This window comes from Psychrobacter sp. TS_SC_6, from assembly GCF_056156305.1.
Genome location: NZ_CM149590.1, coordinates 1,816,690 through 1,841,982, shown reverse-complemented (window position 1 = coordinate 1,841,982; position 25,293 = coordinate 1,816,690). Strand labels below are relative to the sequence as shown.

The following is a 25,293-nucleotide window of genomic DNA, read 5'->3' as shown; positions in this document are numbered from 1 at the left end:
ATGCTTTGCTAAGCAGTACTTTTTTATTTACCTCTGAATATAAATAAAATAGCCTAAGTAAAAATTGAGATATTTATTTAGGAAAATGCTCTAAAAAATTCAGGCGAAAAATCATTCAAATAAATTTAATTGTGGCGTGACTTGCGTTGCAGATGTGAGCGAAGAAAAAGTTACACCAACGAGTCGAATAGGAAGGTCGCGCGGAATGTCCAAAAATAGCTTATCTAACCAAAAGTGAGCGGATTCTGCGCTATTAAATGCTGTCGATAAGGTGTGCGAGCGCGTGACTTGAGTAAAATCTGAGTATTTGACCTTTAGAGTAATAGTATAGGCAATAAGCTGTTTTTTGTGCAGCTGACTAAAGGCATCAGCATTTTGTTCACAGATTTGTATTTTTAGTTCATTATCATCCGTTAAGTTTTCTCTAAACGTAGTCTCAGAGCCAACCGATTTGTGTGTGCGCTCAGACTTGACCGCACGCTCGTCACGTCCATGAGCGATATCATGATAAAACTGTCCACGTTTACCGAACTCATTGACCAATATGGCAGCTGGCGTGCCCCGAAGGTCAGCGCCGTTATTAATACCCATTGCATGCAGGCGTTTGGCCGTTGCCTTACCAATACCGTGGAAGCGCTCAATAGGCAAAGCGCTGATAAAGGCATCAGCTTCCGCTGGCGTGATGACCGCTGTGCCATTAGGTTTATTAATATCAGAGGCAATTTTCGCCAGCATCTTATTAAATGAGACACCAGCAGAGGCGTTTAGACCGGTTTGTTCTAAAATCTGCGCTCGTAACCAATTTGCCATTAAGGTAGCTGAGCCTTGATGAACAGACAACCCAGTAACATCCAAATAGGCTTCATCTAATGACAAAGGCTCAACGTGCGGCGTCAGACTGTGCATTATACGACGTATCTCAACACTAACAGCACGGTACACATCAAAGCGTGGCGGTACAAATATCACCTCAGGACAGCGCTTTCTGGCTTCATAGCATGACATGGCGGAGCGTACGCCAAACTTACGAACTTCGTAACTTGCAGCAGCAACCACGCCGCGACCATTGGGATCGCCGCCAACCACCAATGGCTTACCACGCAGCTCAGGGAAATCGCGCTGTTCTACACTGGCATAAAAAGCATCCATATCGATATGAATGATTTTTCGAAGGTTAGATTGGCTAATGACAGGCTTAGCGTCTGTTGTAATATGTATTGTCATAAAACTATTTTACCTGATTTTTCGCATCGATTTTGGTCTCTAATACTCACTCAAAACTTGAGAAGTGTTACATAGATTGATAAAAAACAAGAGTTTCATTAAAGTTTTGAACTACTGAAAACTATTCTAAAAATTTAGTATCGATAGTACATCATCGTTCATTTAATCAATAATATTCAAAGAACTTAGATTATAAGGTGCCAAATATGCATAACACTTAGTCGTGTTTTTAATTATACTGACCGTTCATATTCATATCTTGACCATTCATCGGAGATACTGTTTGTATTTATTACAATTTTTCTTGTATAGCGTTACAATAAGACAGCTAGGATACAAAGCGTTTATAGAATAGATCAAGAAAGGTAAATCATCGTAAATATAGGCATAGTTTTTGATGGGTACAGATGAGTAGCAAGTGGATTTGTATCGCTTATATCAAGCTCATCGCGTTAGCAACGATGAAGATCATTAATAAATATCAGTATAGAAAACCCAATATTTCATGACGATTAGCTCAAACTATGATGAGAGAAGTTAAGGAGCTGGGTATGAATAATGAATTAAAAGGGAGTGATTTAACACGCGCATTGCTTGCACGGGGCGACAAACAAATATGGTGCGCAGTTGATGATGAGAGTGACGAGCACGCGATGATGGACCATTATGGTAGTGATTTCACTGCTGGTATTGTTACATTTGAAGAGGGCTGTTTTTATTGTAATAGCGGCACAGCATGGCTGTTTGCAGTACCCATAAAAATAGTTGAGGCAACGCAATCTGATATGAATATTTGAATAGCCTATTTTTCATACTTTAAATTAGATAATATAAATGGTAATAGCACCACTATATTTACAGAAAAAAGCCTCCTAAATCGGAGGCTTTTTACAGCTTATATTAAGCATTTGGTGCATCAGGCTGCACCATAGGGTCGGCGTCGGCAAAAGCCCTTAATGTTCGACAGTGGGCGTCGATCGCAACGATATTTGGATAAGCACTGAGATCTACTTTGAAGCGTTCGGCAGAAGAGACCTGCGGAATCAAATAACAATCTGCAAAAGTAGGGCTGTCGCCATAGCAGAATTTACCGCGTGTTTTGTCTTGTGCCAAGCGTTTTTCGAGAGCGTCAAAACCTTCACTCATCCAGCGATGGCACCAAGCCATGACTTGATCTTCATCTACTGATAGCTCATTACGTAGATACTGCAAAACACGTCGGTTATTTAGCGGATGGATATCACAGCCAATCATAGCGCTCAAAGCCCTTACTTGCATGCGACCTGCTGTGTCTTTGGGCAACAGAGGATGCTCAGGATAGACCTCTTCTAACCACTCTAAAATAGCAGGACTTTGATACAACCATAAATCATTTACTTGTACAACAGGTACCAAGCCCTGAGGATTGATAGATTGGAAGACAGCTTCTAATTGCTCATCTTTTGCTAAATTAACCGCAATATAATCATAATCTAACTGCTTTAAATTCATGGCGATACGGGTACGATAAGAAGTACTACTGCGAAAGTAGCCATAAAGTATCATCATAAGGTATTCCTTTTATTGTGCTGTGTTGTGAGTAAGATAAAGGGTTATAATTACTGAGCTTACTAATGTCTTAAAGAGTGAAAGATGCCGATTATGACATTAAGTCTTTATTTCAATTTTCTAATATTGTATTGATAATGCATTCAGTTAATCATTCACAGAGTAAACCATGCCAGTAGCTGAAAACCTGATAGAAAATCTTCCTACCATGAATAAAAACCAAGGCGGCGTACAATCGCTTGAGATTGGGTTGTCAGTATTAGATGTGCTCATCGATTGTAACGAGCCGATGATGCTAAAGGATATTGCACAAGCCATGCAAATGCATCCAGCAAAGTGCCACCGTTATTTGGTCAGTCTTATTCGTAAACACTATGCTCGCCAGCTCAGTGATGGACGCTATGGACTTGGTGATAGAGTTCATGCAATGGGCGCGCTAGGAGCTATGGGGCATACTGGGTTTAATCAAAATAATATCTTAGAGCGACTGACATATATTGCCAATGAGATTAAAGATGCACTAAATTGCGGCGTACAAATCGCTAAATGGTTTAGCGAAGGACCTATTATCATTCAATCTGTTGAACCAGATAGCGCTATTAGTATTATTACTCGTATCGGATCGCGTATGCCCTTGACTACATCGGCGACAGGTCATCTGTTTGCAAGCTATCAGCCAGATACCCTTATCAAACCCTTGGTCATCGCAGAATGGCAAGCGAAGCAAGAGCCGGCGATAACAGAGAAATGGCAACACTTTAACCAATTGCGAGCCAAGGTTCGTACCCAAGGCTATGCGACTGTTACTGGTGATATGTTAATGGGGATTAATGCGATTACTATTCCCGTTATCATACCGCAGCTATCAACCACTGCGAATCTATACTCCAAAGACAAATTATCTGTTGAAAGTTTGTCTTTGGAGTATGCCATTACTATCATTGGTACCACAGAGCAGTTGCCCATGAGTGAGCAGCGTAATGTGGTCGAGCAAATATTAGCGATAGCGCAGCGTTATCAAATAGTGTAGCTCATAAAATAGCTAAAACTGATCTTAGCTATTTTATAAAGAATAATCTAAACGCTAAAAAATATTACTCACCGGCAGGCGCGACTTCTCGTGCTTCAGCCAACTCCTCTGCATGTAAAAACTGAGTATGAGCGGGTGCGCGTTTGGTACGTGACCATTCGTCCAGCATCTCATATTTCATCTCTTCCGTAATCATCGAAACTTTTTCTTCTGAGGTGACATCGTCGTAAGTAAGCTCCATACGATGTCCATTTGGATCGAAGAAATAGATAGAATGAAAGATGCCATGATTCGTCACACCAACCACGTCGATGCCGTTTTCTTCCAAATGCTTTTTAGCTGCCATTAAGGCATCGCGGTCTTTCACCTTCATCGCTAGATGTTGTACCCAGCTTGGCGTATTAGGGTCAAAGCCCATTTCAGGCTGATTAGGCACTTCAAAAAATGCCAATACATTGCCATTGCCCGCATCCAAAAACACATGCATATAAGGGTCAAAGGCTTTGGTCGAAGGCACATGGTCTTCTGCAAAGGCTAAGATGAAATCCATGTTTAGGTATTTCTTGTACCATTCAACGGTTTCTTTGGCGTCTTTGCAGCGATAGGCGACATGATGGATTTTTTCAATTTTAAAACTCATATCAAACTCCTTTTGATGGGCGTGCTATCAGATTAACTGTCAGGCAGCATGTATAAACGATATACCAATAGCTATCTGACAGCTCAAATTTGCTGTTTGCGCGCCTGTGTTATATAAAGATGCTATTTGTCAAAATCAAAAGTAAGTGCAGGCAATACTTTGCCGCGCACTTCACCAAAGCCAACACGAATACCGTCTTTTTCGCTATAGCCCTTCATGATTACCGTGTCGCCATCTTCGATAAAGCTGCGTGTCTCACCGCCTTGTAGGGTGATAGGTTTGGTCGCATTCCACGCAATCTCTAACATCGAGCCATAAGAATCAGGCGTCGGTCCTGAAATAGTCCCTGAGCCCATCATATCGCCCACTTCTACTTTACAGCCAGTAATCGTATGGTGGGTCAGCTGCTGCGCCATAGACCAGTACATATATTTAAAATTGGTTTCGCAAACCACCGTTGCTTCTTCAGCATTTTCAGGCAATAGCTCTACCGATAAATGGATATCGTAGCTGTTATTGCTGTCTTTTTCGTTTAAATAAGCAAGTGGCTTTGGTTCTTGTGTTGGGCATGGCATCTTGAACGGTGCCAAAGCATCCATCGTCACAATCCAAGGAGACACTTCAGAGGCAAAGGTTTTGGCATTAAATGGACCTAACGGCACATATTCCCATTTTTGAATATCACGAGCTGACCAATCATTCAGCAAAACCATACCGAAAATATGATCAATAGCATTGTCTACGGCAATCGGTTGACCGATGCTATTTCCTTTACCAACGACAAATGCCGTTTCAAGCTCAAAGTCCAAACGCTTACAAGGCGAAAAGATAGGGCGATCATCAGCATTGGGCTTTAGCTGACCAGATGGACGTATCACATCCGTGCCACTGACGATAACGGTGCTCGCGCGTCCGTTATAACCGACTGGCATCTCAGTCCAGTTAGGTAATAGGGCGTTATTTGGGTCACGGAACATGGTGCCGACGTTGGTTGCGTGTTCTTTAGACGAATAGAAGTCAGTAAAGCCGGGCACTTGAACAGGCAAGTGCATGGTGACATCCGCTTGCTTAAACAGGGCTTTTTGCTGCAAGTCTGTGTTGTCACGTAAGGTATCGCAATCATTAGAGAGTAGCGTTTGAATGGTTTGACGTGCTTTGGTCCAGTTATCTCGACCAGAGTCAATAAAGGCATTTAAGGTGTTTTTATCGAAATATGAACCACCGTCTAAACCCAATAACCCTTCTGTTTCAAGTACGGATAAATCCAATACGTGATCGCCGATAGCGATACCAGCGCGACGTTTGCTGTCGGTGCTGTCACTAAAAATGCCATAAGGCAGGTTATGAATAGAGAAGTCAGAATCGGTTGCGATATCGAGGAAAGATGAGAGGTTTTTGTCAATCGTTGACATGATCGGCTCCTTGCTAAAGCGAATATTAAATTACGTTATAATTAACTACTTACGTATAATGTAATTTATAGCATAATCGATTGCAAGTTTTTTTATGTGCTCGTTCTATAAATTGATTGAGTTTTGACCGAGACGAAAAGCTATTTGGTTATTGTTTTTGCTAAAAATATCACCATTACGAAATCCAACGCATGAAAAAAGGCTAAGTAATGATACTTAGCCTTCGTTTATTTTTTAATAAAAGCGATTAGGACATTAGTTTTTTAAAACGTCAACCATCGCATTGGCAACATAGTCGATATTGCTGCTGTTTAAGCCGGCAACACACATGCGTGAGTTCGATACCATATAGATACCATACTTGCTTTGTAGCTGTGCAACTTGTTCAGGTGTTAGACCTGTGAAGCTAAACATACCGTTTTGTGCGGTCAAGTAACCAAAGCTACGACCTGGGATTTTTTCTTCTAATACTGATTTGAGCTTGCTGCGCATAGATTTGATACGGTCACGCATGGCATACACTTCGCCAACCCATTGCTCATGCAAGGCTTCGTCGTTCATAACGATATCGACCACGCGACCACCATGTGACGGCGGGCTTGAGTAGATACGACGTACCGTAGAGTTCAGCTGACCAAAGACGCGATCAGTTTCATCTACCGTTGGGCACACGACTGATAGACCGCCGACACGCTCGCCATATAGCGATAAGTTTTTAGAGAATGAGTTACTGACAAACAATGGCAGACCCATATCGACGGCTTTACGAATGGCGTAAGCATCGCTGTCCATATCTTCGCCAAAGCCTTGGTAAGCGATGTCCATAAACGGAATCAGCTCGCGCGCTTGAATGACGTTTAGGACTGTATCCCATTGCTCACGAGTCAAATCAACGCCCGTTGGGTTATGACAGCAAGGATGAAGCAGCAGAACATCATCTTTATTCAATGTCTCAAAAAACGCGATCATCTCATCAAATTTGATGCCACCAGTAGCAGTATCGTAGTACGGGTATTTACCGACTTCGACGTCAGACCCTTCAAAGATCGCAATGTGATTGCCCCATGTAGGGTCGCTCACGTAACACTTAGACTGCGGGAACCATTCGTGGATGAATTCTGCGCCGACTTTTAACGCACCAGAACCACCGATGGTCGCGATAGTAGCAACCAAGCCATCTTGTAAAATCTGAGCGTCTTTACCAAACAGCAATTCTTGACAGCCTTTGCGATGTCCTGGTAAACCTGCCATTGGTAAGTACGGACGCGGCGAGATAGGGTCAGCAATACGTTGTTCAGCGGTTTTTACACACTCAAGTACTGGCATTTTGCCATCTTCATCATAATAGACGCCAACACCCAAATTGACTTTGTCTGGGTTGGTGTCTGCTGCAAATTTGTCCATCAATCCTAAGATTGGGTCGCCGGCATAGTAATCGATACGTTCAAACATGTGTTTTCCTTACAAGGGATATAAGTACAAAGGTATAAGTTGAGGCGCTAAAAAGCATAAACCAGTTTGGGTATTAACTCAATGTTAGATTCCATTATCCCCACCAATTCATGCATTTTTTTGCCTAGTGATATCATTTTTTCTTGGATCATAGTTTAAATTGCTTTGATAAGGGATATAAAACTGGCTGTTAAATATTTTGCAAATCATCAAAATGGCTAGCAAAGTAGTGCTGCAAAAAATGCTTAAAAGCAATGCTGGCTGGTGATAGGGCACGCGATGAGCGTTGATAAATAAAAAATCGACGCATTTTGACAGGTTGCGTCAAAGGTCGCATCTGTAAACCATTGGCGCTGACCCAGTCTATCACCTCCGGCATATAAGGCAGACACAAGGTAATGCCAAAGCCTTGGCGGGTCATCTCGAGCGCCGTCGACATAAAATTTACTTTATAGCGTGCTTGTTGTATGTGGTTTGCGATGCGCTCATCAAGCTCAGCGGTCACTTGCTCAATAAATGGACCTTGCAGGGTAATAAGCGGCGTATCGATCAAATCTTGCCAAATAATTTCTGATTTATGTGCCAGCGCATGACTATCAGGCATGACCACACAGAATGGCAGCTGATATAGCAAATCGGCACTGATGTCATCTTCAGCTTCCATAAATTCAAGCTCAGTGCCCACGCCCAAATCCACCTCAATATTTTGAATGTGTGCTAAGACATTTTCTGCTGAGCAATCAAGCAAAGACACGCTGATCTCAGGATATTCTTTGGCAAACTGAGCGATAACCGCTGGCATAGAAGAGGCCGCAAACTGTGATACGGCGAGCCTGACTTGACCTTGCGCTAAGCTCGTTAAGCTACTGGCTTCATTCTCAAACAGCTGCATCTCATTTAAGATGCGCCGAGCTTGTGGCAATAGATGCCGTCCAACTGCCGACAACGACAGCTGGCGTGTAGTGCGATCAAATAATACGATGCCAAGGCTAGATTCGAGCTCTTTTATCAATCCACTGACCGCAGATTGGGTCAGATGCATCTGATCACTGGCACGAGTAAAGCTGCCGTTGTCAGCGACTTTGATAAAAGCGGTAAGTTGGCGAATGCTGATATTCATAAGTAAACCTGATAAATAAATCAAAAAATACGATTAGTCTTATAAATCAAGCTAATCTAATATAAATGCATCGTCAATAGGAATGATTGATGAAACTTATTTTTTGCTGATTTTTAGCGCTTTATACCACCAATTGCAATTAAGGATGATGACAATGGCAGATTTATTTGACAACCCTATGGGCCTACAAGGCTTCGATTTTGTTGAGTTCGTCTCACAAGAGCCTGAGCTTGTCGAAGAGCTGTTTCGCAACCTTGGCTTTACCCACATCGCCAATCACCGCTCAAAAGATGTTGCCTTGTTTCGTCAAGGAGACATCAACCTTATCTTAAACCGCGAGCCAAAAAGCCATGGTAGCTACTTTTTAGGTGAGCATGGTGCCGGCGCCTGTAGCATGGGCTTTCGTGTAAAAAATGCCCAACAAGCTTATGATTTGGCGATCGAAAACGGCGCTGAGCCAGTAGATGTCAAAACAGGGGTGATGGAGTTGCGTCTACCAGCAATCAAAGGTATCGGTGGCTCGCTCATTTATCTTATCGACCGTTTTACGGCTGGTAATTCTATCTATGACATCGATTTTGAATATCTGCCTGATGTCGATAAGCATCCAAAAGGCTTTGGTTTCAAAGTCATCGACCATCTAACGCATAACGTCTACCGTGGTCGCATGGCGTACTGGGCTGACTTCTACGAGCGTATCTTTAACTTCCGCGAAATTCGTTATTTCGATATTAAAGGCGAATATACTGGCTTGACCAGTAAAGCCATGACGGCGCCTGATGGCAAAATTCGTATCCCACTGAATGAAGAGTCGAAACAGGGCGGCGGTCAAATCGAAGAGTACTTAATGCAATTTAATGGCGAAGGTATTCAGCATATCGCGCTATTGAGTGATGACTTATTGTCTAGCATCGACAAGCTAAGAGAGATGGGTATTCCGCTCATGACGGCACCAAATGATACTTATTATAAGATGCTTGATGAGCGTCTACCAGGTCATGGCGAGAATATCTCTGAGCTACAGATGCGCGGTATCTTGTTAGATGGTACGACCGAGGGCGATGTTCCGCGTCTGCTACTACAGATTTTCTCTGAAACTATCTTAGGTAGCCCAGTATTCTTTGAGTTTATCCAGCGTAAAGGTAATTACGAAGAGGGCTTTGGTGAAGGTAACTTTAAAGCATTGTTTGAATCTATCGAGCGCGACCAAGTACGCCGCGGCATGGTTGGTCAGACAGAGATTGAAACGCCATAATTGTCAGAGATTTCTTAAGAATGCCTTTAAAAAAGCACTTTTAAACAAGTATCAAAAGGGCAAGATGAAAGGGGTTTATCTTGTCCTTATTACCTTTGTTACTCTGCTATTAATAATAAACGTTAAAAGCTAGGCGAACAAAGTAAATAAAGCAAATGACTGATACCAAGGTATCAGACTCATTGCAACACAAGGAAACTAGGCATGGAAAGCCGTCAAGAGAGAACTGCGTACACAAAGCCTCTCAGTAGCAATGCATTAAGCACTGAAGCTTCTACTCATCATTTAACTCAGAAGAAGCAACCTTACGTATCGCGTCAACCAGACAATCATGGTCATATTCATTATAGTGACGATGAAAACGCGATGTGGCAAGCGCTGCTTGAACGTCAAGCCAAGCAAATACCCAATCGTGCCAGTTTAGCCTATCTTGAGGGTTTAGAGAAACTCAAACTATCGCGTACGCATATTCCGCAACTACAGGATATTGATGAAGTATTACAAGTCAGTACTGGTTGGCAAACCGCTGCTGTACCGGCGTTAATCAGCTTCGGCAAATTCTTCAAACTCTTAGCTGATAAACGCTTTCCAGTTGCGACCTTTATCCGCCGCTTTGATGATATGGACTATATCGAAGAGCCGGATATTTTTCATGAAATCGTCGGACATTGTCCGCTGCTGACCCATCCTGCGTTTGCAACTTTTAATGAGACTTATGGCAAGCTTGGTCTCAATGCGTCTCAGCAAGAGCGTCTTTATTTAGCGCGCCTGTATTGGTTCACCATCGAATTTGGTCTAATGGGCGCGACCAAAGAAACCCGCAAGATTTATGGCGGTGGTATTTTAAGCTCACCATCTGAAACCATTTATGCCCTAAGCGATGAACCGGACTGTCGTGCGTTTGATTTGATTGATGTATTGCGCACTCCTTACCGTATTGACCAAATTCAGCCTATCTATTATGCAATTGATGATTTGGATACGTTATTTGATATCGTGAATAGCGACATTATGGGCGCTGTAAAAAAGGCGATGAGTTTAGGGCTGTTTGAGCCAACATATGCTATCAAAACGGCTTAATAGACAGTCCATTTTTCATAAGTCATAAAAAAACCAACGTCAACACGGACGTACATTCATTAAAAAACCAATAGTTAAAATAAAAGGATATTATCATGACGACATTATCACAAGCCAGCTGTGAAGCCTGCCGTATTGGCGCACCAACAGTCAGCGACAGCGAAGCAACAGAGTTATTACAACAAATTCCAGAGTGGACGTTGATTGAAATCGATGGCATCAAGCAATTACAGCGCCAATATAAATTTAAGAATTTTGTCTTAGCAATGGCATTTGCTAATGAGCTTGCTGAGATTTCTGAGGTAGAAGGGCATCATCCGGGCATATTGGTAGAGTGGGGCAAGGTGACGGTCACTTGGTGGTCGCACAGTATTAGAGGTTTGCATCGCAATGACTTTGTCATGGCAGCCAAGACCGACAGCTTACTCACCAAATAATCAGAGTAGCAATACTGCTAACAACTGATTAAACTTGTCACCCTAAAATCAAACCCTAATGCCAGAAGCTACTGGCACTCTAAGGATGTGTGATGCCTCCAAAAATTCTAACCCAAATCTCACCGCAACTGGCATTTATGATTTCAGCCATTGTCATTGCTATCATGGGCGTTACCATGATTGGCTTTGGCTGGGTACCACATTTATCATTGATACTTGCTATCTGTGTGCTTTTAGGCATTGGTCTATATAAAGGTCTCAGTTTTGATGATATGCAGACGCAAATGGCGACTGGCGTCATGCGTGGTATCGGAGCAATATATCTGTTTTTCTTCATTGGTTTGATGGTCGCTGCCTTAATGATGTCTGGTGCTATTCCAACCTTGATGTATTTTGGTTTTGAGCTGATATCGCCGCAGTATTATTATATCTCCGCCTTTGTGTTGACCTCTATTATTGGTATCGCTTTGGGCAGTAGTTTGACGACTGCTGCGACGCTTGGCGTGGCTTTCATTGGTATGAGTGATGCCTTTGATGCTAACGTTGCGATAGCGGCAGGCGCTGTGGTATCAGGGGCATTTTTTGGTGATAAAATGTCGCCATTGTCAGATACGTGTACCATTGCTTCAGCCGTTGTAGGCATCGATTTGTTCGAGCATATACGCAATATGATGTATACCACGATACCAGCATGGATATTGACTGTCATACTATTTTGGTTTTTCTCCGGACAGACGGCTGGCTCAGATTTAAGTCAAGTAACGGTGCTGAAAGGACAATTGATTGACAGTGGTTTGGTACATGGTTATGCGGTATTACCATTTGTGGTCTTGATTGCGCTGGCGCTACTTCGAGTGAATGCCATTTACGCCATTATTTGTACCATTGCTATAGCAATTATCATTACTTATATGCATAGCACACCAAAAGTTGGGCAGCTGGGTGGTTATTTCTTTGCAGGTTACACATCCGCAGAGTCATTGGAGCTTGGTGAAGTGGGCGGTATGCTGTCGCGTGGTGGTATGCAAAGTATGTTCTTTACTCAAGCGATTGTGATATTGGCGCTGAGTCTAGGAGGATTGCTGACGGCATTGGGAATTTTACCAGCCTTGTTATCTGGTATTAAAGACAGTTTAACGACAGCAGGACGCGCTATCTTTGCTGCTGCCATGTCAGCACTCAGTATCAATGTCCTTATCGGTGAGCAGTATTTGAGTATTCTTTTATCGGGTACAGCATTTCGTCCGACGTTTGAGCGCTTGAACTTGCATCCAAAAAATCTATCACGTACCATTGAAGATGCTGGTACAGTGATCAATCCACTTGTACCATGGAGTGTGTGCGGTGTGTTTATCAGCCAAGCGTTAGGTGTGCCAGTGCTTGATTATCTGCCTTATGCGTTCTTCTGTTATTTATCACTGCTACTGACGATATTGTTTGGCTTTACAGGGATAACGATTACGCGCAAAGATGGGTCTAGCGTCCGTAAGCATCAAAAAGCACAAGCAGTTCATTAAATAATAGTGTCGGCATTTTATCGATAAGACACAGTTGAATATGACCGCCATGCACGGAGTCTAATTGACGAATGTAATGCAGTTGATGTTGAAAACTGGCGACGCGCCGATGGCTTAATTCGTCAACAGGGTTTGTTAGGTTATGGTTTGCCTGCCGCGATTGGCGCCATGATCGGTTCAAAATCGTCGGTTGTGAATCTGATTGGCGCTGGCGGTACTCAGTTTGCGATTGCAGAACTCATCTACGCCGCCGAGCTTGAGCTGCCACTGATTGTCCTCCTTTGGAACCATCAAGGCTATGGCGAAATTCGTCATTACATGGAGTAGGGTGGGTTGCCACTGGTTGGAGTTAATATCAAGACGCCGCATTTTTAGCCATAGCTGCAGGCTGTACCGTACTGTTAAAACCTTCTGGAATGACATTAATCCAATCAGGTCATATTTAGATAAATGAGCAACAAATAGTATTGCCAGAAGCAGGCTGAGGTGGGTTTAAGCAAAGTGGTATTGGTCGAAAGTTGGGTGCAGGTGGTCTATCGGCTTATCAAAAAAGAAAGCATATCTTGTTACTGCAATAATGCTCAAAATCTGTACACTGAAAAGCCTCCAACAAGGAGGTTTCTTTAAGCCAATACAAAATCATGACGAGAAAATGGGTTGCTGTGATAAATGCCTTGTAAGCACGATTAAATTCAAAGAATGTCAAAACAATAAAACCGCTAAGATATTTCCATAGCGGTTTTATTGTCTATATTTTGAGCAGCTTAGTATTGAAAAATATACGATACTAACCGAATACTTTCATGCGATCTTCAATAGGCTTAAACGTTTTGTCGCCTGCAGGCTGCTTGATAGCACCAAATACCATTTGAGCGTTTAGCGTCCAGTCTTTGTCAATATTCCATGCTTCAGCAATTTTGTCATCGATAATAGGATTATAGTGTTGCAGATTTGCGCCAACGTCGATACTGGCCAAAGCCGTCCAGATAACATACTGATGCATCGCGTTGGTTTGATGTGCCCAAATGGGGAACATATCGGCATATAACGGCGCGTTTTCTTGCATGTTTTTCACGACACTTTGATCTTCAAAGAACATGATTGTACCTGCACCCGCCTTAAAGCCCGCGATTTTGTCTTTTGTTGATTTAAACTTCTCTTCATCTCCAACGATTTTACGTAACGTCTCTTCAGTCATATTCCACAGTTTCTGATGCTCTTCCCCAAACAATACGACAACACGCGTCGATTGTGAGTTAAACGATGACGGCGTATGCAAGATTGCATGCTCAACCAACTTAACGACTTCGTCATTCGAGACGGGCAATTGATTGCTCAACGCATAGACAGAACGGCGTTTTTCGGCAAGTTGTTGTAAGGTATTTAGGTCTGACATAGTATTTCTCCACATGGTTAATATAAATTGATTGGAACTAATAAATGATCGGTACTGTTAATGGTTATATCCAGTATCTGAACTTCCAATAATTATCCTTTAGTATAGATAAATTAAAATGCCTTGAAGCGTCCATTAGCTCACTGGTACTTCCATTAGCAATACTTTAGCATCATCGATGACGTCCATCGTGAGGCTTTTGGTGTCCGAAATGCCAAGACCATCGCGGATATCTAAAGTGTTACCGTTTACGACGACTTTACCGCTGATGACAAAGACATAAACACCATTGTTAGGATCTTTTAGCTGATAGGTTTGGGTAACGCCTTTATCAAAATCACCCATGCTAAACCAAGCATCTTGATGAATCCATACACCTGCATCGTCAGCATTAGGTGACAATACTTGATTGAACTCATTTGGCTTTATAATATCATCCATACGGATTTGCTGATAGCGAGGCGTGACGTTCGTCTTATTTGGGATGACCCAAATCTGTAGGAGTTTTACATCTTCTTTATCATCGCCGTTCATCTCACTATGAGTAATACCAGTACCTGCTGACATGACTTGAATCTCGCCCGTTTCGATAATACCATTATTACCGATATTATCGCCGTGACCGAGCTTACCCGATAAAGGAATACTGATAATTTCCATATCGCGGTGCGCATGCTTACCAAAGCCTTGACCACCAATGATGCAGTCGTCATTGATGACGCGTAGGGCACCAAAACTCATGCGTTCTGGATTATGATAATTAGCAAAGCTAAAAGTGTGCTTGCTTTTTAGCCATCCATGGTTGGCATTGCCACGAGAGTCTGCTGCATGATAGATCATTTTCATAATTTATCCTTAGATATTAATAGGTTAAATATCTACAAATTTACTATTAGTTAACTTATTTAAACAATAAGTCTATTATAATTGTTGTCCTCTGATAGATAAACAACGTTAACTGCAATTAACTATTCTTGTTTTTAGAACAATTGGATGGTAGGGATAGCGTCACATATTCATAGTGAAACCATTAACTTTATAACAGGGTCAGTTGCATAAACGGTTGCTATTAAGCCCAAAAATATATTATGCAATATGTTGTAAAAAGTCTCTATCACGCGCTCTAACTGATAGATACAGCACGGGCAAAACAAATAAGCCTACCGCCCAAAAACTTAGCTGCATATATAACAACGCACCCACTAATGCGCCTACTAAAAAGCTAGATACCAATACTGAGCTGTGTGCCAGTTTTTTGCGATTGTCGGCTGTGCGATTGACTAAGTAATCGGTCAGATTGATACCCAGTTGTGTAGTATTACCCGTCATCAATACTGTCGGACTCATATGCTTAATCACCGTTTTACTAGCAGTATTACGAATCGCCAGCGCAATTAAGCCTAATCCACCTGTTATCGCCACGGTTATATCACCAGCATCGACAAAAGGCTGATAGTACAAACCAGCAATCATAAAAGCGGTCAGAAAAAATGCTTCCCCTAAGAATAAATGACTCAGCGTGAGCTGTTTATTTTTACTATGGTCAATAAACATCTTGGTCACCATCACCGTTAAAATAAATAACGGTAAGGCAGCAAGCTTAATCCATAGACCAGCTTCACCTTTGACCAAACCGCTGCCCGCCATCACCAAGTTACCCGTGACATGTGCGGTGAAGAAACCAAACAAGGTGATAAAACCGATGGTATCAATCGCGCCGCCGACCACTGTCAATAACACAGGCGTTTGGTAGCGCTGCCAAAAGCTTGGCAAGTTATCACTGGCAGTGCTGTGATCATTAATTATCATAATTATTAGTTGCCCTAGATGTACTCTTAATTCCCGTTTTCTTAGTTATTTGCAGTTATCTGCGCGTACTACGGTTATCTATTGAATAAGCGCCTTCACCATAAACAAAAATATATGTACCTAAGCAGTGTTCATATTTTAATTATTGACCAGATATAGATAAACCGTAATAATCGCAAATAACAGTTCTTATTTAGAGAACAGTCAAGGAGCATCTTATATGGGACAATTAGAAGATATGGCAATGTTTGTGCGCATTGTTGAAGCCGGCAGCATCACAAAAGCCGCTGAGCAATTAAATATTGCCAAATCAGCGGTTAGTCGTCGCCTCAAAGATTTAGAGACGCGCTTGGGTAGTCAACTTATTAGCCGGACCACGCGCCAATCTAACTTAACCCAAGCCGGTGAGCATTATTATCAAAAGGTGAACAATATACTGAGCGAAGTTGATGCCCTAAACGAAGAAACCAGTGGTGCGCCCACGCGTATCGAGGGTATCTTAAAAATGACTGCACCATTGTCATTTGGCTTGATGCATCTAAATGATGTCATTGATGAATATGCCAATCAGCATCCCAATTTGAATTTTGAGCTCGATTTCTCTGATCGGCATACAGATTTGGTTGAAGAAGGGTTTGAATTGGGGATTCGTATTAGAGAGTTGCAGGACTCGAGCTATCAAGCCAAACGTCTGGCACTGATTCGCTATACCTTATGTGCCAGCCCTGAATATCTGAGTAAAATGGGTATACCAAATACATTAGAAGATTTTGCCAAGCATGAGTTTTTACAATACGGTCTAAACAAATCCAACACGATAGAGCTCATAGATGAGCAAGGTAAAAAGCACCAAGTCGCTATCAACTCAAAGACAAAGGCCAATAATGGCGACTTTTTACGAGAAATGGCGGTAAAAAATCATGGAATCGCTTTGTTGCCCAATTTTATTACTTACAAAACCTTAGCCAGTGGTGCACTTGTGCCTATCATGCAACAGTATCAATTGCCGACTTTAAATGCTTATGCTGTTTATCCTAAAAACCGTTTCTTATCGCAGCGCTGCCGTTATCTAATCGATTTTATCGCTGAGCGTTTTGGCGATGATCCTTATTGGGATCGTTTTTAACTTTGTTTATTGCTCTTAACTAAGTGAGTAATTATTTTACTGCCAGCCCAATGTTGCACCATGCTCATCTTGGTGCGTAAATAAAGGATGCGCGCGCGCTTCCTCTAGTGTAAGGACTGGCGTAACGCACACATCTGCCGATTCAAAAACCTGCTGCCAGTGAGCAAGACCATAGCTGGCAAAGGTATCAGCGACCACTTGCGCTGCTTCTTGGCTGTCTCTGGTATTGGGCATGACACCCATTTGCCAATGCTTAGTTTTGAGCTCAGATAATTCTAATACGTCACATAAACCTTGCCAAAACTTTAGCTCTAAAGAGCCGACTGCCATATGACGATCATCTGCTGTTCTGTACAAACGATAGCAGGGTAGTAGACCCCCTAAAAAATCATGCTCCGGCTTTGGGTTTTTACCAGAGAAGCTTGCAACCAACTTACCAGTTGCTTTTGGCATGACCAGATGCTGATACAAGCTATGGGTCATACTGACCGTAACGTGACGGCCTTTTCCAGTACGCTGTGCTGAGAACACAGCAGCCAAAAGGGTAATGACTGCCGTATCACTGCCGCCTGCCAAATCTGCAAACTGGATATTAGGCATTGCTTGACCACCATCTGCGGTTTTGAGTTGATCAAGCACGCCGCTCATCGCCAGAAAGTTGATATCATGACCAGCTTTATTAGCCCAATCATGAGTAATGCTTTTGCCATCAACAACGCCATAACCCGTAATCGATACCATGACCAGCTTTGGATTGATAGCATGCAGAGTCTTAGCATCCAGTCCCATCCCTTCTAATACTTCGGGGCGAAAACTATCAAGCATCACATCGGCATCTCTAAGATGTGTTTTGATTGTTTCAATACCTGCTGAATCACGAAAATCAACTTTTTGAGTCTCTTTACCATGGTTTAATGCGGTGAACAGCTCGCCAAAGGCGCGAGCTGGATCACCATTAAGCGGTTCAATCTTAATAACATCCGCGCCCAAGTCAGAAAGCAGTCTAGTCGCAAATGGTCCTGGGAGGTTGCGCGTCAAATCAACAACACGTAACCCCTGTAGGCAGTTTTTCATAGTATCCGCTTGATTAGCCATCAACAAACTCCTCATCACTTGAAGCCATATCCACTAATATTTGAGCCGGTTCAAACCGCTTACCATATTTGCTAGCAAGCTCACGGCTACGTTTAACAAATTTATCAACACCTACTGAGTTGATGAATTGCAACGTACCACCTTGGTTCGGTGCAAAACCCCAACCGAAGATTGAACCTACGTTTGCATCAGCTACCGTACGTACGACGTTTTCCTCGAAACACTTTGCGGTTTCATTGGCTTGCACGTAAAGTAGGCGGTCTACCAAGTCTTGCTGAGTCGGCTGCTCATCTGTCGTTGGATAGAATTCAGTGAGCTCAGGCCATAAGTACTTTTCGCTATTTTCTGGATAGTCATAGAAGCCTTTAGCAACTTTTTTACCTTCACGGCCAAGCTCGTTAACCATTTTCTCTACCACGGGCATGGCAGGATGTGGGGTAAAGGTTTTACCTTCTGCTTCCAACGCCTTTTTGGTTTGCTGCATGACATGTAATGATAGGCTTAGTGACACCTCATCTTGCAGAGCCAGTGGCGGCATCGGCATACCAGATTTCATACCTGCCACTTCAATACTACGAGGATGAATACCTTCACTCAACATCGCAATACCTTCAGATACGTAAGTCCCAAAGACACGAGAGGTATAAAAACCGCGGCTATCATTGACAACGATCGGTGTCTTACCGATTTGACCGACATAATCAAAACCTTTAGCCAAAGTGGCATCATCGGTTTCTTCGCCCACGATAATCTCAACCAATGGCATCTTATCTACTGGCGAGAAGAAATGTAGACCGATGAACTGGTTTGGACGCTTGCTGGCTTTTGCAAGCTCAGTAATAGGCAATGTAGACGTGTTTGACGCATAAACGGCAGTTTCTGGAATAACGGCTTCAGCTTTATGCGTGCATTCTGCTTTAATGTCCACATCTTCAAAGACCGCTTCGATGATTAAATCACAGCCTTCTAAATCATCATAAGACGTTGTGGTTTTAATAAAGTCTAATAGTGCTTGTTTTTTCTCTTGTGTTGAACGACCATGGCTAATCGCCTTGTCTAACAACTTAGTAGAATAGTTTTTGCCTTTTTCAGCACCTTCGATAGTCGTATCTAATAGCACCACTTCCATGCCCGCTTTGGCTGAGACGTAAGCGATACCAGCGCCCATCATGCCAGCACCTAGTATGCCGACTTTGCTCACTTTTGAGCGCTCAAATCCTTCTGGGCGTGACTGACCTTTTTTGATGCTATTTAGCTGCTTCCATAGGGTGTTTATCATATTTTTAGACACGTCTGATAATACACAAGCGACAAAAAAGCGTGATTCGATTTTAAGACCATTATCGATATCGGTTAGGCAGCCCTCAAATACGCTAGATAAAATATGGGTAATGGCAGGATAGTTGCCGTGCGACTTCTGATTTGCCATCGCTGGCGCAATTGAAAATACTTGCACTATTTTAGGATGCTTGCTGTCGCCACCCGGGATCTTAAAGCCTTTTTTGTCCCAAGGCTGCTGCGCTTTTGGATTTTTAGTAATCCACGCTTTTGCCTTACTGATAAGCTCATCATTATCATGAGCCACATCATCGATAAGACCAATGTCAAGCGCTTGCTGCGGGCTAAGCGCTTTGCCTTGCGTCATCAGCTCAAGTGCTTTTTGAATACCGATCAAGCGTGGCAGACGCTGAGTACCGCCACCACCAGGTAATAGACCAAGCTTGACTTCAGGTAGACCCAGCTTGGTTTTAGACGCGGTCTTTGGAGAGTCGATTGCGATACGATAATGACATGCTAAAGCAAGCTCAATGCCGCCACCCAATGCCGTACCAGTAATGGCAGCAACCACTGGCTTACCTGACGATTCAAGTTTACGCAGGCTAGTTTTTAACTCCTCAACCAAGTCAAACGCTTGCTCAGCAGTTTCAATAGTAGCCAGTTGGTCAATATCCGCGCCGACCACAAAGGTTGATTTACCAGACGTTAGGATCAAACCTTTTGCTTCTTGGTCGTTGACAAAAGCATCAGTCAGTGTGGCAAAGGCGTCATTAAAGCCATCACCAATGACATTCATCTTACGATCGGTTTGGTCGATAGTAACGGTGATAATACCGTTATCGGCTTGGGCAGAAAAATGATTTAATATATTGATGGCATCTACACTATTAGTACTCATTTGATATCCTTATTTTGATGCATAAGTTATGTCCGTATCTAGAGTAGATCAGTCATACTTGAGGCTTATACACGTTCAATGATAGTCGCAATACCCATACCACCACCCACACATAGGGTAATCATTGCTGTTTTTAGATCGCGGCGCTCAAGCTCATCAAGCACCGTGGTCAGCAGCATCGCGCCTGTCGCACCTAGTGGGTGACCCATCGCAATAGCGCCGCCATTAACATTGACGATATCAAGTGAAAGACCAAAATCATCAGCAGTATTAAGAGGTACAGCAGCAAAGGCTTCGTTAATCTCCCATAGGTCGATATCTGCAGCAGTCATACCAGCCTTAACCAGTGCTTTCTGGCAGGCAGGGGTAGGGCCAGTCAACATAATGGTTGGCTCTGAGCCAATTACAGACGCCATGATGATTTTGGCGCGTGGTTTTAGACCGGCTTCTTCGCCAGCAGCCTTACTACCCACAAGACACAATGCTGAGCCATCAACGATGCCTGAAGAGTTGCCCGCATGGTGAACATGATTGACATATTCAATAGTCGTATATTTATCAAGAATAACGTCATCGAAGCCCATTTTACCTGGCATCATAAATGATGGGTTTAGGCCAGCCAAAGTTTCTACTGACGTATTTGGACGAATGGTTTCGTCCTTATCTAATAGTAATAAACCGTTTAGATCTTTGACTGGAACGACTGACTTATCGTAGTAGCCCTTTTCCCAAGCCGCAGCGGCTCTTCTATGTGACTCTGAGGCAAAATCGTCAACGTCTTTACGGCTAAAGCCTTTTAAGGTAGCAATGGTATCAGCGCCAACACCTTGAGGTACGAACTGAACCGCCTCGTTTACTCGTGGATCCATATACCAAGCGCCGCCGTCCATACCCATTGGTACACGGCTCATTGATTCAACGCCACCGGCAACGACTAAGTCTTCCATGCCAGACATGACTTTGGTTGCCGCAAGGTTAATTGACTCTAGACCAGACGCACAAAAGCGTGACAGCGTTAACCCTGCCACGCTCTCATGCCAATCGGCGTCGATAACGGCGATACGTGCAATATCAGAACCTTGCTCACCGACTGGTGTTACACAGCCCAAAATAACGTCGTCTACCAAACTGGTATCTAAATTATGGCGTTGCTGCATCTCTTGTAGTAGCGTGCGAACCAGCCAGATAGGTGACGCCTGATGGAGGGAGCCATCTTTTTTGCCTTTGCCACGTGGAGTGCGAATGGCATCATAGATATAAGCGGTCTGGGTCATAATAAGTCCCTTTAATATTTCATTGGATATGTGTTCAATAATGAAGTGTTGAGGAGAACGTACGTTCCGCAATCTTAAGCGACTACATAAAGCGTGAAGCCAACTCCTTCATAATCTCATTAGTGCCGCCGTAGATTTTTTGGACGCGAGCATCCGCATACATACGAGCGATCGGATACTCTGTCATATAGCCGTAACCACCAAATAACTGTAAGCATTCATCCATGACCTTGCACTGTTTTTCAGTTACCCAATACTTAATTAATGACGCTTGCGGTGCAGTTAGAGTGCCATTGATCATCGCTTCAACAGCAGAGTCACATAGCGCTCTTACTGCTAGGTAATCAGCTTGAACTTCAGCGAGCTTAAAGCGAGTATTTTGGAACTTCCAAATCGACTTTCCAAAGGCTTCGCGCTCTTTTACGTATTCAAGTGTCAACTCTAGCGCCAGCTTGATAGCACCGCAACCGCTTAGCGCAATGATTAAACGCTCTTGTGGCAACTCTTGCATCATTTGAATAAAGCCAAAACCCTCTATACCGCCCAATAGGTTTTTCTGTGGCACACGGACATTGCTAAAAAACAGCTCTGAGGTATCTTGAGCGGACATCCCAGTCTTTTTAAGGTTACGACCGCGCTCAAAGCCTTCTAAACCATCCGTTTCGACGACAATCAGAGACACCCCCTGAGCGCCCTGATCGCGATCCGTTTTGCAAGCTAAAACGATAAGGTTGGTATGCTGACCGTTAGTAATGAACGTTTTTGAACCATTGATAATGTAGTCGTTACCATCTTTTACCGCATAGGTTTTGATTGCCTGTAAGTCAGAGCCTGTCGTTGGCTCAGTCATCGCGATAGCGCCCACAGATTCGCCCGTGGCCAGTTTAGGGAGCCATGCTTGTTTCTGCTCTTCAGTCCCATGCTTTAAGATATACGGTGCTACAATACCTGAGTGAACCATACCGCCAAAACCAGCTTGGTTAGCCTGTGCCTGAGCTAACAAAATAGCGGCTTCGTGACCGAAATCACCACCGCCACCGCCGTACTCTTCAGGCATTGACGCACATAAAAAGCCCATCTCGCCCGCCTCGTGCCAAGCTGCGCGGTCGATCATGCCATTTTCACGCCACTGCTCATCTTTATCTTCCCAGCTTTTAAACATCTTCAAAGCACTGTCATACACCATGCTATGTTCTTCGGTCATCCAGTTCGAGGCAAAGGCTTCAATACTCATGTTGTCTATCCTTGACAGTAATTATATAGAAATTGAATCTAGGGTAATTTATATTACCCTTTAGTTAGGTATTAAAAACTCTTTAAAATAAAAACTTGTATAAGATATACTAGATGACCAAAATGCTTTATTCAATACGTTTAAAATAAATGGTAATACATCTTACCTTAGATAAAATTGGCTCATTGAATAAAGTGATTGACTCTAGTCCAAGTAGATTAAAAGGGAGTAAATAGTAATGATAATGAAGGCGGTCAAGCAAAAGGATGGTATTGAGACCTCTCAACATTTAGCGCCCTTGTCAGATATGCGACCTGCCACCTTGGATAAGATTGAACAAGCGGTTCGTAAAGTGTTCGCAGGCTTCGACCCTAGTGAAGTCACGATGGCGCAAATCGCTAAGTCTGCCAACGTTTCATTGCAAACGCTTTATAAATATTTTGGGGACAAGCAAACCCTGTTTAATATCATTATGGATATCGTGCTTGGTAGGTTGGCGACGCGGATCATGGACCATTTACAAGGGATTGATAGCGTCAAAGATCGATTGCGTAAGACACTTTGGGTCTGTTTTGATTTTGTCGACAGCCATCCTGATGCAGTGATGGTACTGTCCTCGATATCGGTATCACGCATTCGTAGTATTGCTATTTATGAGAATAAAGAGCTTATTGGCGCATTTTTAGATGTGCTTGAAGATGGGCAGAAACGAGGGGTATTAAACGACAGCGTGCCGCTATACATTCTATTTGATGTATTCATGGGCTTTATCAGTCGTTTAGGCTTTATGCATATCATGCGTCAAAGCCATGCTCCGATAAATAAAGAGTTTGACGCGCTGTTTGTGATTTTGTGGCGGGCGATATCTAAGCCTGAAACAGAGAAAGTATAATGATTTATCGCCTAGACCATATCAGAACCTGACTTTCTCATAGCGTCTCTAATCTTAACTTTTATCGTTAGACAGTCATTCCAGTAAACTTAACATTAAAAAGGGTCATTACTGTTATTAATCTCAGTTTGCTATAGAACTGCTCGGACAACTACTGCATTGGCTGAAACGGTCAATGGACTGTATAAGTCTGAGGTGATTGATTATTTAAAGCAGAGCTGGACTAATGTTAATGATGTTGAACTGACAACCCTTGAATGGGTGGACTGGTTCAATAAAACACGATTACACAGCACGATTGGTTATGTGTCACCTTTTGAGTTTGAAAAGCGGTATTATGATAATTTAATCCTGTCAGGCATTGCTGCCTGACTTAAGTAAAACACTCTTCGATATAGTCGGGGCGGTTCAGGTTTATCGGACAATTGAATTTAGCATACCTTTACATTTTTGCGTGGTATGAAGCAGGCTTTTTCTAAGCATACTTAGCAGCATACCCTCTAAGCGTAGTGGCTTTGAATAAAAGAGATCAATTGCTGAATCTTTAGCGGCTTTAATATCTTATTGGATAATAGGGATATCGCTATCCATTAAGATAAACCTTTTATAATAGTTTAATCGCTGTTTGATCTTTATCTAATACTGGTAGTTCCTGCTCATCTTTTAGCTCAACCCCAGATAACTTGAGGTCGTAAGATTTTTCCATTAATGCTAAGAGACGGCTTGCTGCGACTCTTGTTGGAAGGCCAGCGGTACGCACATTAGAGATGCAATTCCTCATAGCATCATGGCTTGAAGATTGAGCATCCCAAGTATAGTAAATACCTAAGCTATCAGGAGAACTTAAACCTGGACGTTCTCCAATAAGCATGACTAGCATTTTGGTATGAAGACGTTCGGCTACCTGATCACCTAAAGCGACACGGCTCCCTGTAGCAATAACTAAGGGTGCGATAGTCCAACCTTTATCATTAAAAAGCGAGATGAGTTCTGCAACAAGCTTTGGAGCATTTTCAGCTATTGCTCTTGCTGATAAACCATCTCCCATAACGATAGCAACATCATAACACTTGTCTTTACCAAATAATTCCAATTGCTTAGCGGATTCAATACTAAGAAGTCTTCCCCAATCCGGACGTTTCAGATATTCAGATTTATCTTGTGCTTGGCTTGTTACTCTCAGTATTGTCAAACTATCGCTTATTTGATTGACTTGGCTATTTGTCTCATTCGAACCCTCTGTAAAGACTTTCAAATCTAGCTCTACTATAGATGAACGACAATGTTCAGAAAGCTTAGCTATTAAAGAATCAACATCTAAGCCTTGCAGGACAGCGTCTTTAGCCTCAGCGTGATCAAGTTGAAACTTGAGTAAGGGCTTAGTGGGAACACTACAACCCACACGCCCTAAAGCAATTCTAGAATCCGTATATTGTTTTAATTTTTCCCAAGGATCTAAGTGGACTAAATCACTAGAACTGCTTGTATCTGATTTGAAATGATCTTTAACAGTCAGTGATGTCTTATTTTGCGAATGATCAATGGACATAGCATTTCTCTTTATGGTTTATCGACG

General features: G+C 42.7%; 23 protein-coding genes and 1 pseudogene. 10 read left to right on the top strand and 14 right to left on the bottom strand.

The annotated features are described in order from the left end of the window. Positions 1-111 precede the first annotated feature (111 nt). Positions 112-1,224 (bottom strand): DNA polymerase IV, encoded by a 1,113-nt coding sequence (gene dinB, locus AC0J5Y_RS07795; RefSeq protein ID WP_475130182.1) that lies wholly within the window; start codon positions 1,222-1,224, stop codon positions 112-114. A 551-nt stretch (positions 1,225-1,775) separates the two neighbouring features. Between dinB and AC0J5Y_RS07790 the strand changes: the two genes are divergently transcribed. Beyond that, entirely contained in the window at positions 1,776-2,021 is a 246-nt protein-coding gene (locus AC0J5Y_RS07790; protein ID WP_475130181.1) for a hypothetical protein, read from the top strand. Between the two features lie 103 nt (positions 2,022-2,124). Here the strand turns inward: AC0J5Y_RS07790 and maiA are convergent, their stop codons facing one another. Continuing rightward, entirely contained in the window at positions 2,125-2,769 is a 645-nt protein-coding gene (gene maiA / locus AC0J5Y_RS07785) for a maleylacetoacetate isomerase (RefSeq protein WP_475132125.1), read from the bottom strand. A gap of 172 nt (positions 2,770-2,941) precedes the next feature. Between maiA and AC0J5Y_RS07780 the strand changes: the two genes are divergently transcribed. After that, the gene (locus AC0J5Y_RS07780) at positions 2,942-3,802 is read left to right on the top strand and encodes an IclR family transcriptional regulator (RefSeq protein ID WP_475130180.1); all 861 of its coding nucleotides are present in this window, start codon (positions 2,942-2,944) and stop codon (positions 3,800-3,802) included. A 64-nt stretch (positions 3,803-3,866) separates the two neighbouring features. On the opposite strand, the gene AC0J5Y_RS07775 is transcribed toward AC0J5Y_RS07780, so the two are convergent. The 4 genes from AC0J5Y_RS07775 to AC0J5Y_RS07760 form a co-directional block, all read right to left on the bottom strand. Continuing rightward, positions 3,867-4,442: a VOC family protein gene (locus AC0J5Y_RS07775; protein WP_475130179.1), complete on the bottom strand. Its 576-nt coding sequence runs from the start codon at positions 4,440-4,442 to the stop codon at positions 3,867-3,869. A 122-nt stretch (positions 4,443-4,564) separates the two neighbouring features. Then, complete coding sequence (fahA, locus tag AC0J5Y_RS07770; protein ID WP_475130178.1) at positions 4,565-5,854, bottom strand: fumarylacetoacetase; 1,290 nt, start codon at positions 5,852-5,854, stop codon at positions 4,565-4,567. Between the two features lie 255 nt (positions 5,855-6,109). After that, a complete protein-coding gene (locus tag AC0J5Y_RS07765) occupies positions 6,110-7,306 on the bottom strand; it encodes an amino acid aminotransferase (RefSeq protein WP_475130177.1) in 1,197 nt (398 codons plus the stop codon). A gap of 190 nt (positions 7,307-7,496) precedes the next feature. Beyond that, positions 7,497-8,426 (bottom strand): LysR substrate-binding domain-containing protein, encoded by a 930-nt coding sequence (locus AC0J5Y_RS07760; protein WP_475130176.1) that lies wholly within the window; start codon positions 8,424-8,426, stop codon positions 7,497-7,499. A 154-nt stretch (positions 8,427-8,580) separates the two neighbouring features. On the opposite strand from AC0J5Y_RS07760, the gene hppD reads away from it, so the two are divergent. The 5 genes from hppD to AC0J5Y_RS07735 all read left to right on the top strand — a co-directional run bounded on the left by hppD (position 8,581) and on the right by AC0J5Y_RS07735 (position 13,042). Continuing rightward, the gene (hppD, locus tag AC0J5Y_RS07755) at positions 8,581-9,681 is read left to right on the top strand and encodes a 4-hydroxyphenylpyruvate dioxygenase (RefSeq protein ID WP_475130175.1); all 1,101 of its coding nucleotides are present in this window, start codon (positions 8,581-8,583) and stop codon (positions 9,679-9,681) included. 204 nt (positions 9,682-9,885) lie between these two features. After that, the gene (gene phhA, locus AC0J5Y_RS07750) at positions 9,886-10,761 is read left to right on the top strand and encodes a phenylalanine 4-monooxygenase (RefSeq protein WP_475130174.1); all 876 of its coding nucleotides are present in this window, start codon (positions 9,886-9,888) and stop codon (positions 10,759-10,761) included. 95 nt (positions 10,762-10,856) lie between these two features. Beyond that, a complete protein-coding gene (locus tag AC0J5Y_RS07745) occupies positions 10,857-11,198 on the top strand; it encodes a 4a-hydroxytetrahydrobiopterin dehydratase (RefSeq protein WP_475130173.1) in 342 nt (113 codons plus the stop codon). A gap of 92 nt (positions 11,199-11,290) precedes the next feature. After that, positions 11,291-12,715 carry a Na+/H+ antiporter NhaC gene (gene nhaC, locus AC0J5Y_RS07740; RefSeq protein ID WP_475130172.1) on the top strand — a complete coding sequence of 475 codons (1,425 nt, stop codon included), beginning with the start codon at positions 11,291-11,293 and terminating at the stop codon, positions 12,713-12,715. A gap of 147 nt (positions 12,716-12,862) precedes the next feature. Beyond that, positions 12,863-13,042, top strand: a complete 180-nt coding sequence (locus tag AC0J5Y_RS07735) for a thiamine pyrophosphate-dependent enzyme (RefSeq protein WP_475130171.1) — start codon at positions 12,863-12,865, stop codon at positions 13,040-13,042. Positions 13,043-13,502: 460 nt separating this feature from the next. On the opposite strand, the gene AC0J5Y_RS07730 is transcribed toward AC0J5Y_RS07735, so the two are convergent. The 3 genes from AC0J5Y_RS07730 to AC0J5Y_RS07720 all read right to left on the bottom strand — a co-directional run bounded on the left by AC0J5Y_RS07730 (position 13,503) and on the right by AC0J5Y_RS07720 (position 15,920). Beyond that, a complete protein-coding gene (locus tag AC0J5Y_RS07730) occupies positions 13,503-14,111 on the bottom strand; it encodes a nitroreductase family protein (RefSeq protein ID WP_475130170.1) in 609 nt (202 codons plus the stop codon). 135 nt (positions 14,112-14,246) lie between these two features. Next, entirely contained in the window at positions 14,247-14,957 is a 711-nt protein-coding gene (locus AC0J5Y_RS07725) for a pirin family protein (RefSeq protein ID WP_475130169.1), read from the bottom strand. 240 nt (positions 14,958-15,197) lie between these two features. Beyond that, positions 15,198-15,920: a YoaK family protein gene (locus AC0J5Y_RS07720; RefSeq protein WP_475130168.1), complete on the bottom strand. Its 723-nt coding sequence runs from the start codon at positions 15,918-15,920 to the stop codon at positions 15,198-15,200. A 220-nt stretch (positions 15,921-16,140) separates the two neighbouring features. On the opposite strand from AC0J5Y_RS07720, the gene AC0J5Y_RS07715 reads away from it, so the two are divergent. Next, positions 16,141-17,046 carry a LysR family transcriptional regulator gene (locus AC0J5Y_RS07715; protein WP_475130167.1) on the top strand — a complete coding sequence of 302 codons (906 nt, stop codon included), beginning with the start codon at positions 16,141-16,143 and terminating at the stop codon, positions 17,044-17,046. 36 nt (positions 17,047-17,082) lie between these two features. Here AC0J5Y_RS07715 and AC0J5Y_RS07710 read toward each other — a convergent pair whose 3' ends face one another. The 4 genes from AC0J5Y_RS07710 to AC0J5Y_RS07695 form a co-directional block, all read right to left on the bottom strand. Then, positions 17,083-18,141: a CaiB/BaiF CoA transferase family protein gene (locus AC0J5Y_RS07710; RefSeq protein ID WP_475130166.1), complete on the bottom strand. Its 1,059-nt coding sequence runs from the start codon at positions 18,139-18,141 to the stop codon at positions 17,083-17,085. Continuing rightward, positions 18,134-20,317 (bottom strand): 3-hydroxyacyl-CoA dehydrogenase NAD-binding domain-containing protein, encoded by a 2,184-nt coding sequence (locus AC0J5Y_RS07705; RefSeq protein ID WP_475130165.1) that lies wholly within the window; start codon positions 20,315-20,317, stop codon positions 18,134-18,136. Before AC0J5Y_RS07705 ends, AC0J5Y_RS07710 begins: the two co-directional genes overlap by 8 nt. A gap of 65 nt (positions 20,318-20,382) precedes the next feature. Further along, positions 20,383-21,591: an acetyl-CoA C-acetyltransferase gene (locus tag AC0J5Y_RS07700; RefSeq protein ID WP_475130164.1), complete on the bottom strand. Its 1,209-nt coding sequence runs from the start codon at positions 21,589-21,591 to the stop codon at positions 20,383-20,385. Between the two features lie 82 nt (positions 21,592-21,673). After that, positions 21,674-22,825, bottom strand: a complete 1,152-nt coding sequence (locus AC0J5Y_RS07695) for an acyl-CoA dehydrogenase family protein (protein ID WP_475130163.1) — start codon at positions 22,823-22,825, stop codon at positions 21,674-21,676. A gap of 238 nt (positions 22,826-23,063) precedes the next feature. On the opposite strand from AC0J5Y_RS07695, the gene AC0J5Y_RS07690 reads away from it, so the two are divergent. Together AC0J5Y_RS07690 and AC0J5Y_RS07685 are read left to right on the top strand one after the other, a co-directional pair. Further along, a complete protein-coding gene (locus AC0J5Y_RS07690; protein ID WP_475130162.1) occupies positions 23,064-23,717 on the top strand; it encodes a TetR/AcrR family transcriptional regulator in 654 nt (217 codons plus the stop codon). A gap of 156 nt (positions 23,718-23,873) precedes the next feature. Continuing rightward, positions 23,874-24,089 (top strand): annotated as a pseudogene (locus AC0J5Y_RS07685) (integrase core domain-containing protein); the annotation flags it as partial. Positions 24,090-24,321: 232 nt separating this feature from the next. Here AC0J5Y_RS07685 and eutC read toward each other — a convergent pair. Beyond that, positions 24,322-25,266 (bottom strand): ethanolamine ammonia-lyase subunit EutC, encoded by a 945-nt coding sequence (gene eutC, locus AC0J5Y_RS07680; protein ID WP_475130161.1) that lies wholly within the window; start codon positions 25,264-25,266, stop codon positions 24,322-24,324. Positions 25,267-25,293: the final 27 nt, after the last annotated feature.

Excerpts from the sequence above, each read along its gene's own strand:
- dinB (WP_475130182.1), bottom strand. The coding sequence starts at position 1,224 with ATGACAATACATATTACAACAGACGCTAAGCCTGTCATTAGCCAATCT.
- AC0J5Y_RS07790 (WP_475130181.1), top strand. The coding sequence starts at position 1,776 with ATGAATAATGAATTAAAAGGGAGTGATTTAACACGCGCATTGCTTGCA.
- maiA (WP_475132125.1), bottom strand. The coding sequence starts at position 2,769 with ATGATACTTTATGGCTACTTTCGCAGTAGTACTTCTTATCGTACCCGT.
- AC0J5Y_RS07780 (WP_475130180.1), top strand. The coding sequence starts at position 2,942 with ATGCCAGTAGCTGAAAACCTGATAGAAAATCTTCCTACCATGAATAAA.
- AC0J5Y_RS07775 (WP_475130179.1), bottom strand. The coding sequence starts at position 4,442 with ATGAGTTTTAAAATTGAAAAAATCCATCATGTCGCCTATCGCTGCAAA.
- fahA (WP_475130178.1), bottom strand. The coding sequence starts at position 5,854 with ATGTCAACGATTGACAAAAACCTCTCATCTTTCCTCGATATCGCAACC.
- AC0J5Y_RS07765 (WP_475130177.1), bottom strand. The coding sequence starts at position 7,306 with ATGTTTGAACGTATCGATTACTATGCCGGCGACCCAATCTTAGGATTG.
- AC0J5Y_RS07760 (WP_475130176.1), bottom strand. The coding sequence starts at position 8,426 with ATGAATATCAGCATTCGCCAACTTACCGCTTTTATCAAAGTCGCTGAC.
- hppD (WP_475130175.1), top strand. The coding sequence starts at position 8,581 with ATGGCAGATTTATTTGACAACCCTATGGGCCTACAAGGCTTCGATTTT.
- phhA (WP_475130174.1), top strand. The coding sequence starts at position 9,886 with ATGGAAAGCCGTCAAGAGAGAACTGCGTACACAAAGCCTCTCAGTAGC.
- AC0J5Y_RS07745 (WP_475130173.1), top strand. The coding sequence starts at position 10,857 with ATGACGACATTATCACAAGCCAGCTGTGAAGCCTGCCGTATTGGCGCA.
- nhaC (WP_475130172.1), top strand. The coding sequence starts at position 11,291 with ATGCCTCCAAAAATTCTAACCCAAATCTCACCGCAACTGGCATTTATG.
- AC0J5Y_RS07730 (WP_475130170.1), bottom strand. The coding sequence starts at position 14,111 with ATGTCAGACCTAAATACCTTACAACAACTTGCCGAAAAACGCCGTTCT.
- AC0J5Y_RS07725 (WP_475130169.1), bottom strand. The coding sequence starts at position 14,957 with ATGAAAATGATCTATCATGCAGCAGACTCTCGTGGCAATGCCAACCAT.
- AC0J5Y_RS07720 (WP_475130168.1), bottom strand. The coding sequence starts at position 15,920 with ATGATAATTAATGATCACAGCACTGCCAGTGATAACTTGCCAAGCTTT.
- AC0J5Y_RS07715 (WP_475130167.1), top strand. The coding sequence starts at position 16,141 with ATGGGACAATTAGAAGATATGGCAATGTTTGTGCGCATTGTTGAAGCC.
- AC0J5Y_RS07710 (WP_475130166.1), bottom strand. The coding sequence starts at position 18,141 with ATGGCTAATCAAGCGGATACTATGAAAAACTGCCTACAGGGGTTACGT.
- AC0J5Y_RS07705 (WP_475130165.1), bottom strand. The coding sequence starts at position 20,317 with ATGAGTACTAATAGTGTAGATGCCATCAATATATTAAATCATTTTTCT.
- AC0J5Y_RS07700 (WP_475130164.1), bottom strand. The coding sequence starts at position 21,591 with ATGACCCAGACCGCTTATATCTATGATGCCATTCGCACTCCACGTGGC.
- AC0J5Y_RS07695 (WP_475130163.1), bottom strand. The coding sequence starts at position 22,825 with ATGAGTATTGAAGCCTTTGCCTCGAACTGGATGACCGAAGAACATAGC.
- AC0J5Y_RS07690 (WP_475130162.1), top strand. The coding sequence starts at position 23,064 with ATGATAATGAAGGCGGTCAAGCAAAAGGATGGTATTGAGACCTCTCAA.
- eutC (WP_475130161.1), bottom strand. The coding sequence starts at position 25,266 with ATGTCCATTGATCATTCGCAAAATAAGACATCACTGACTGTTAAAGAT.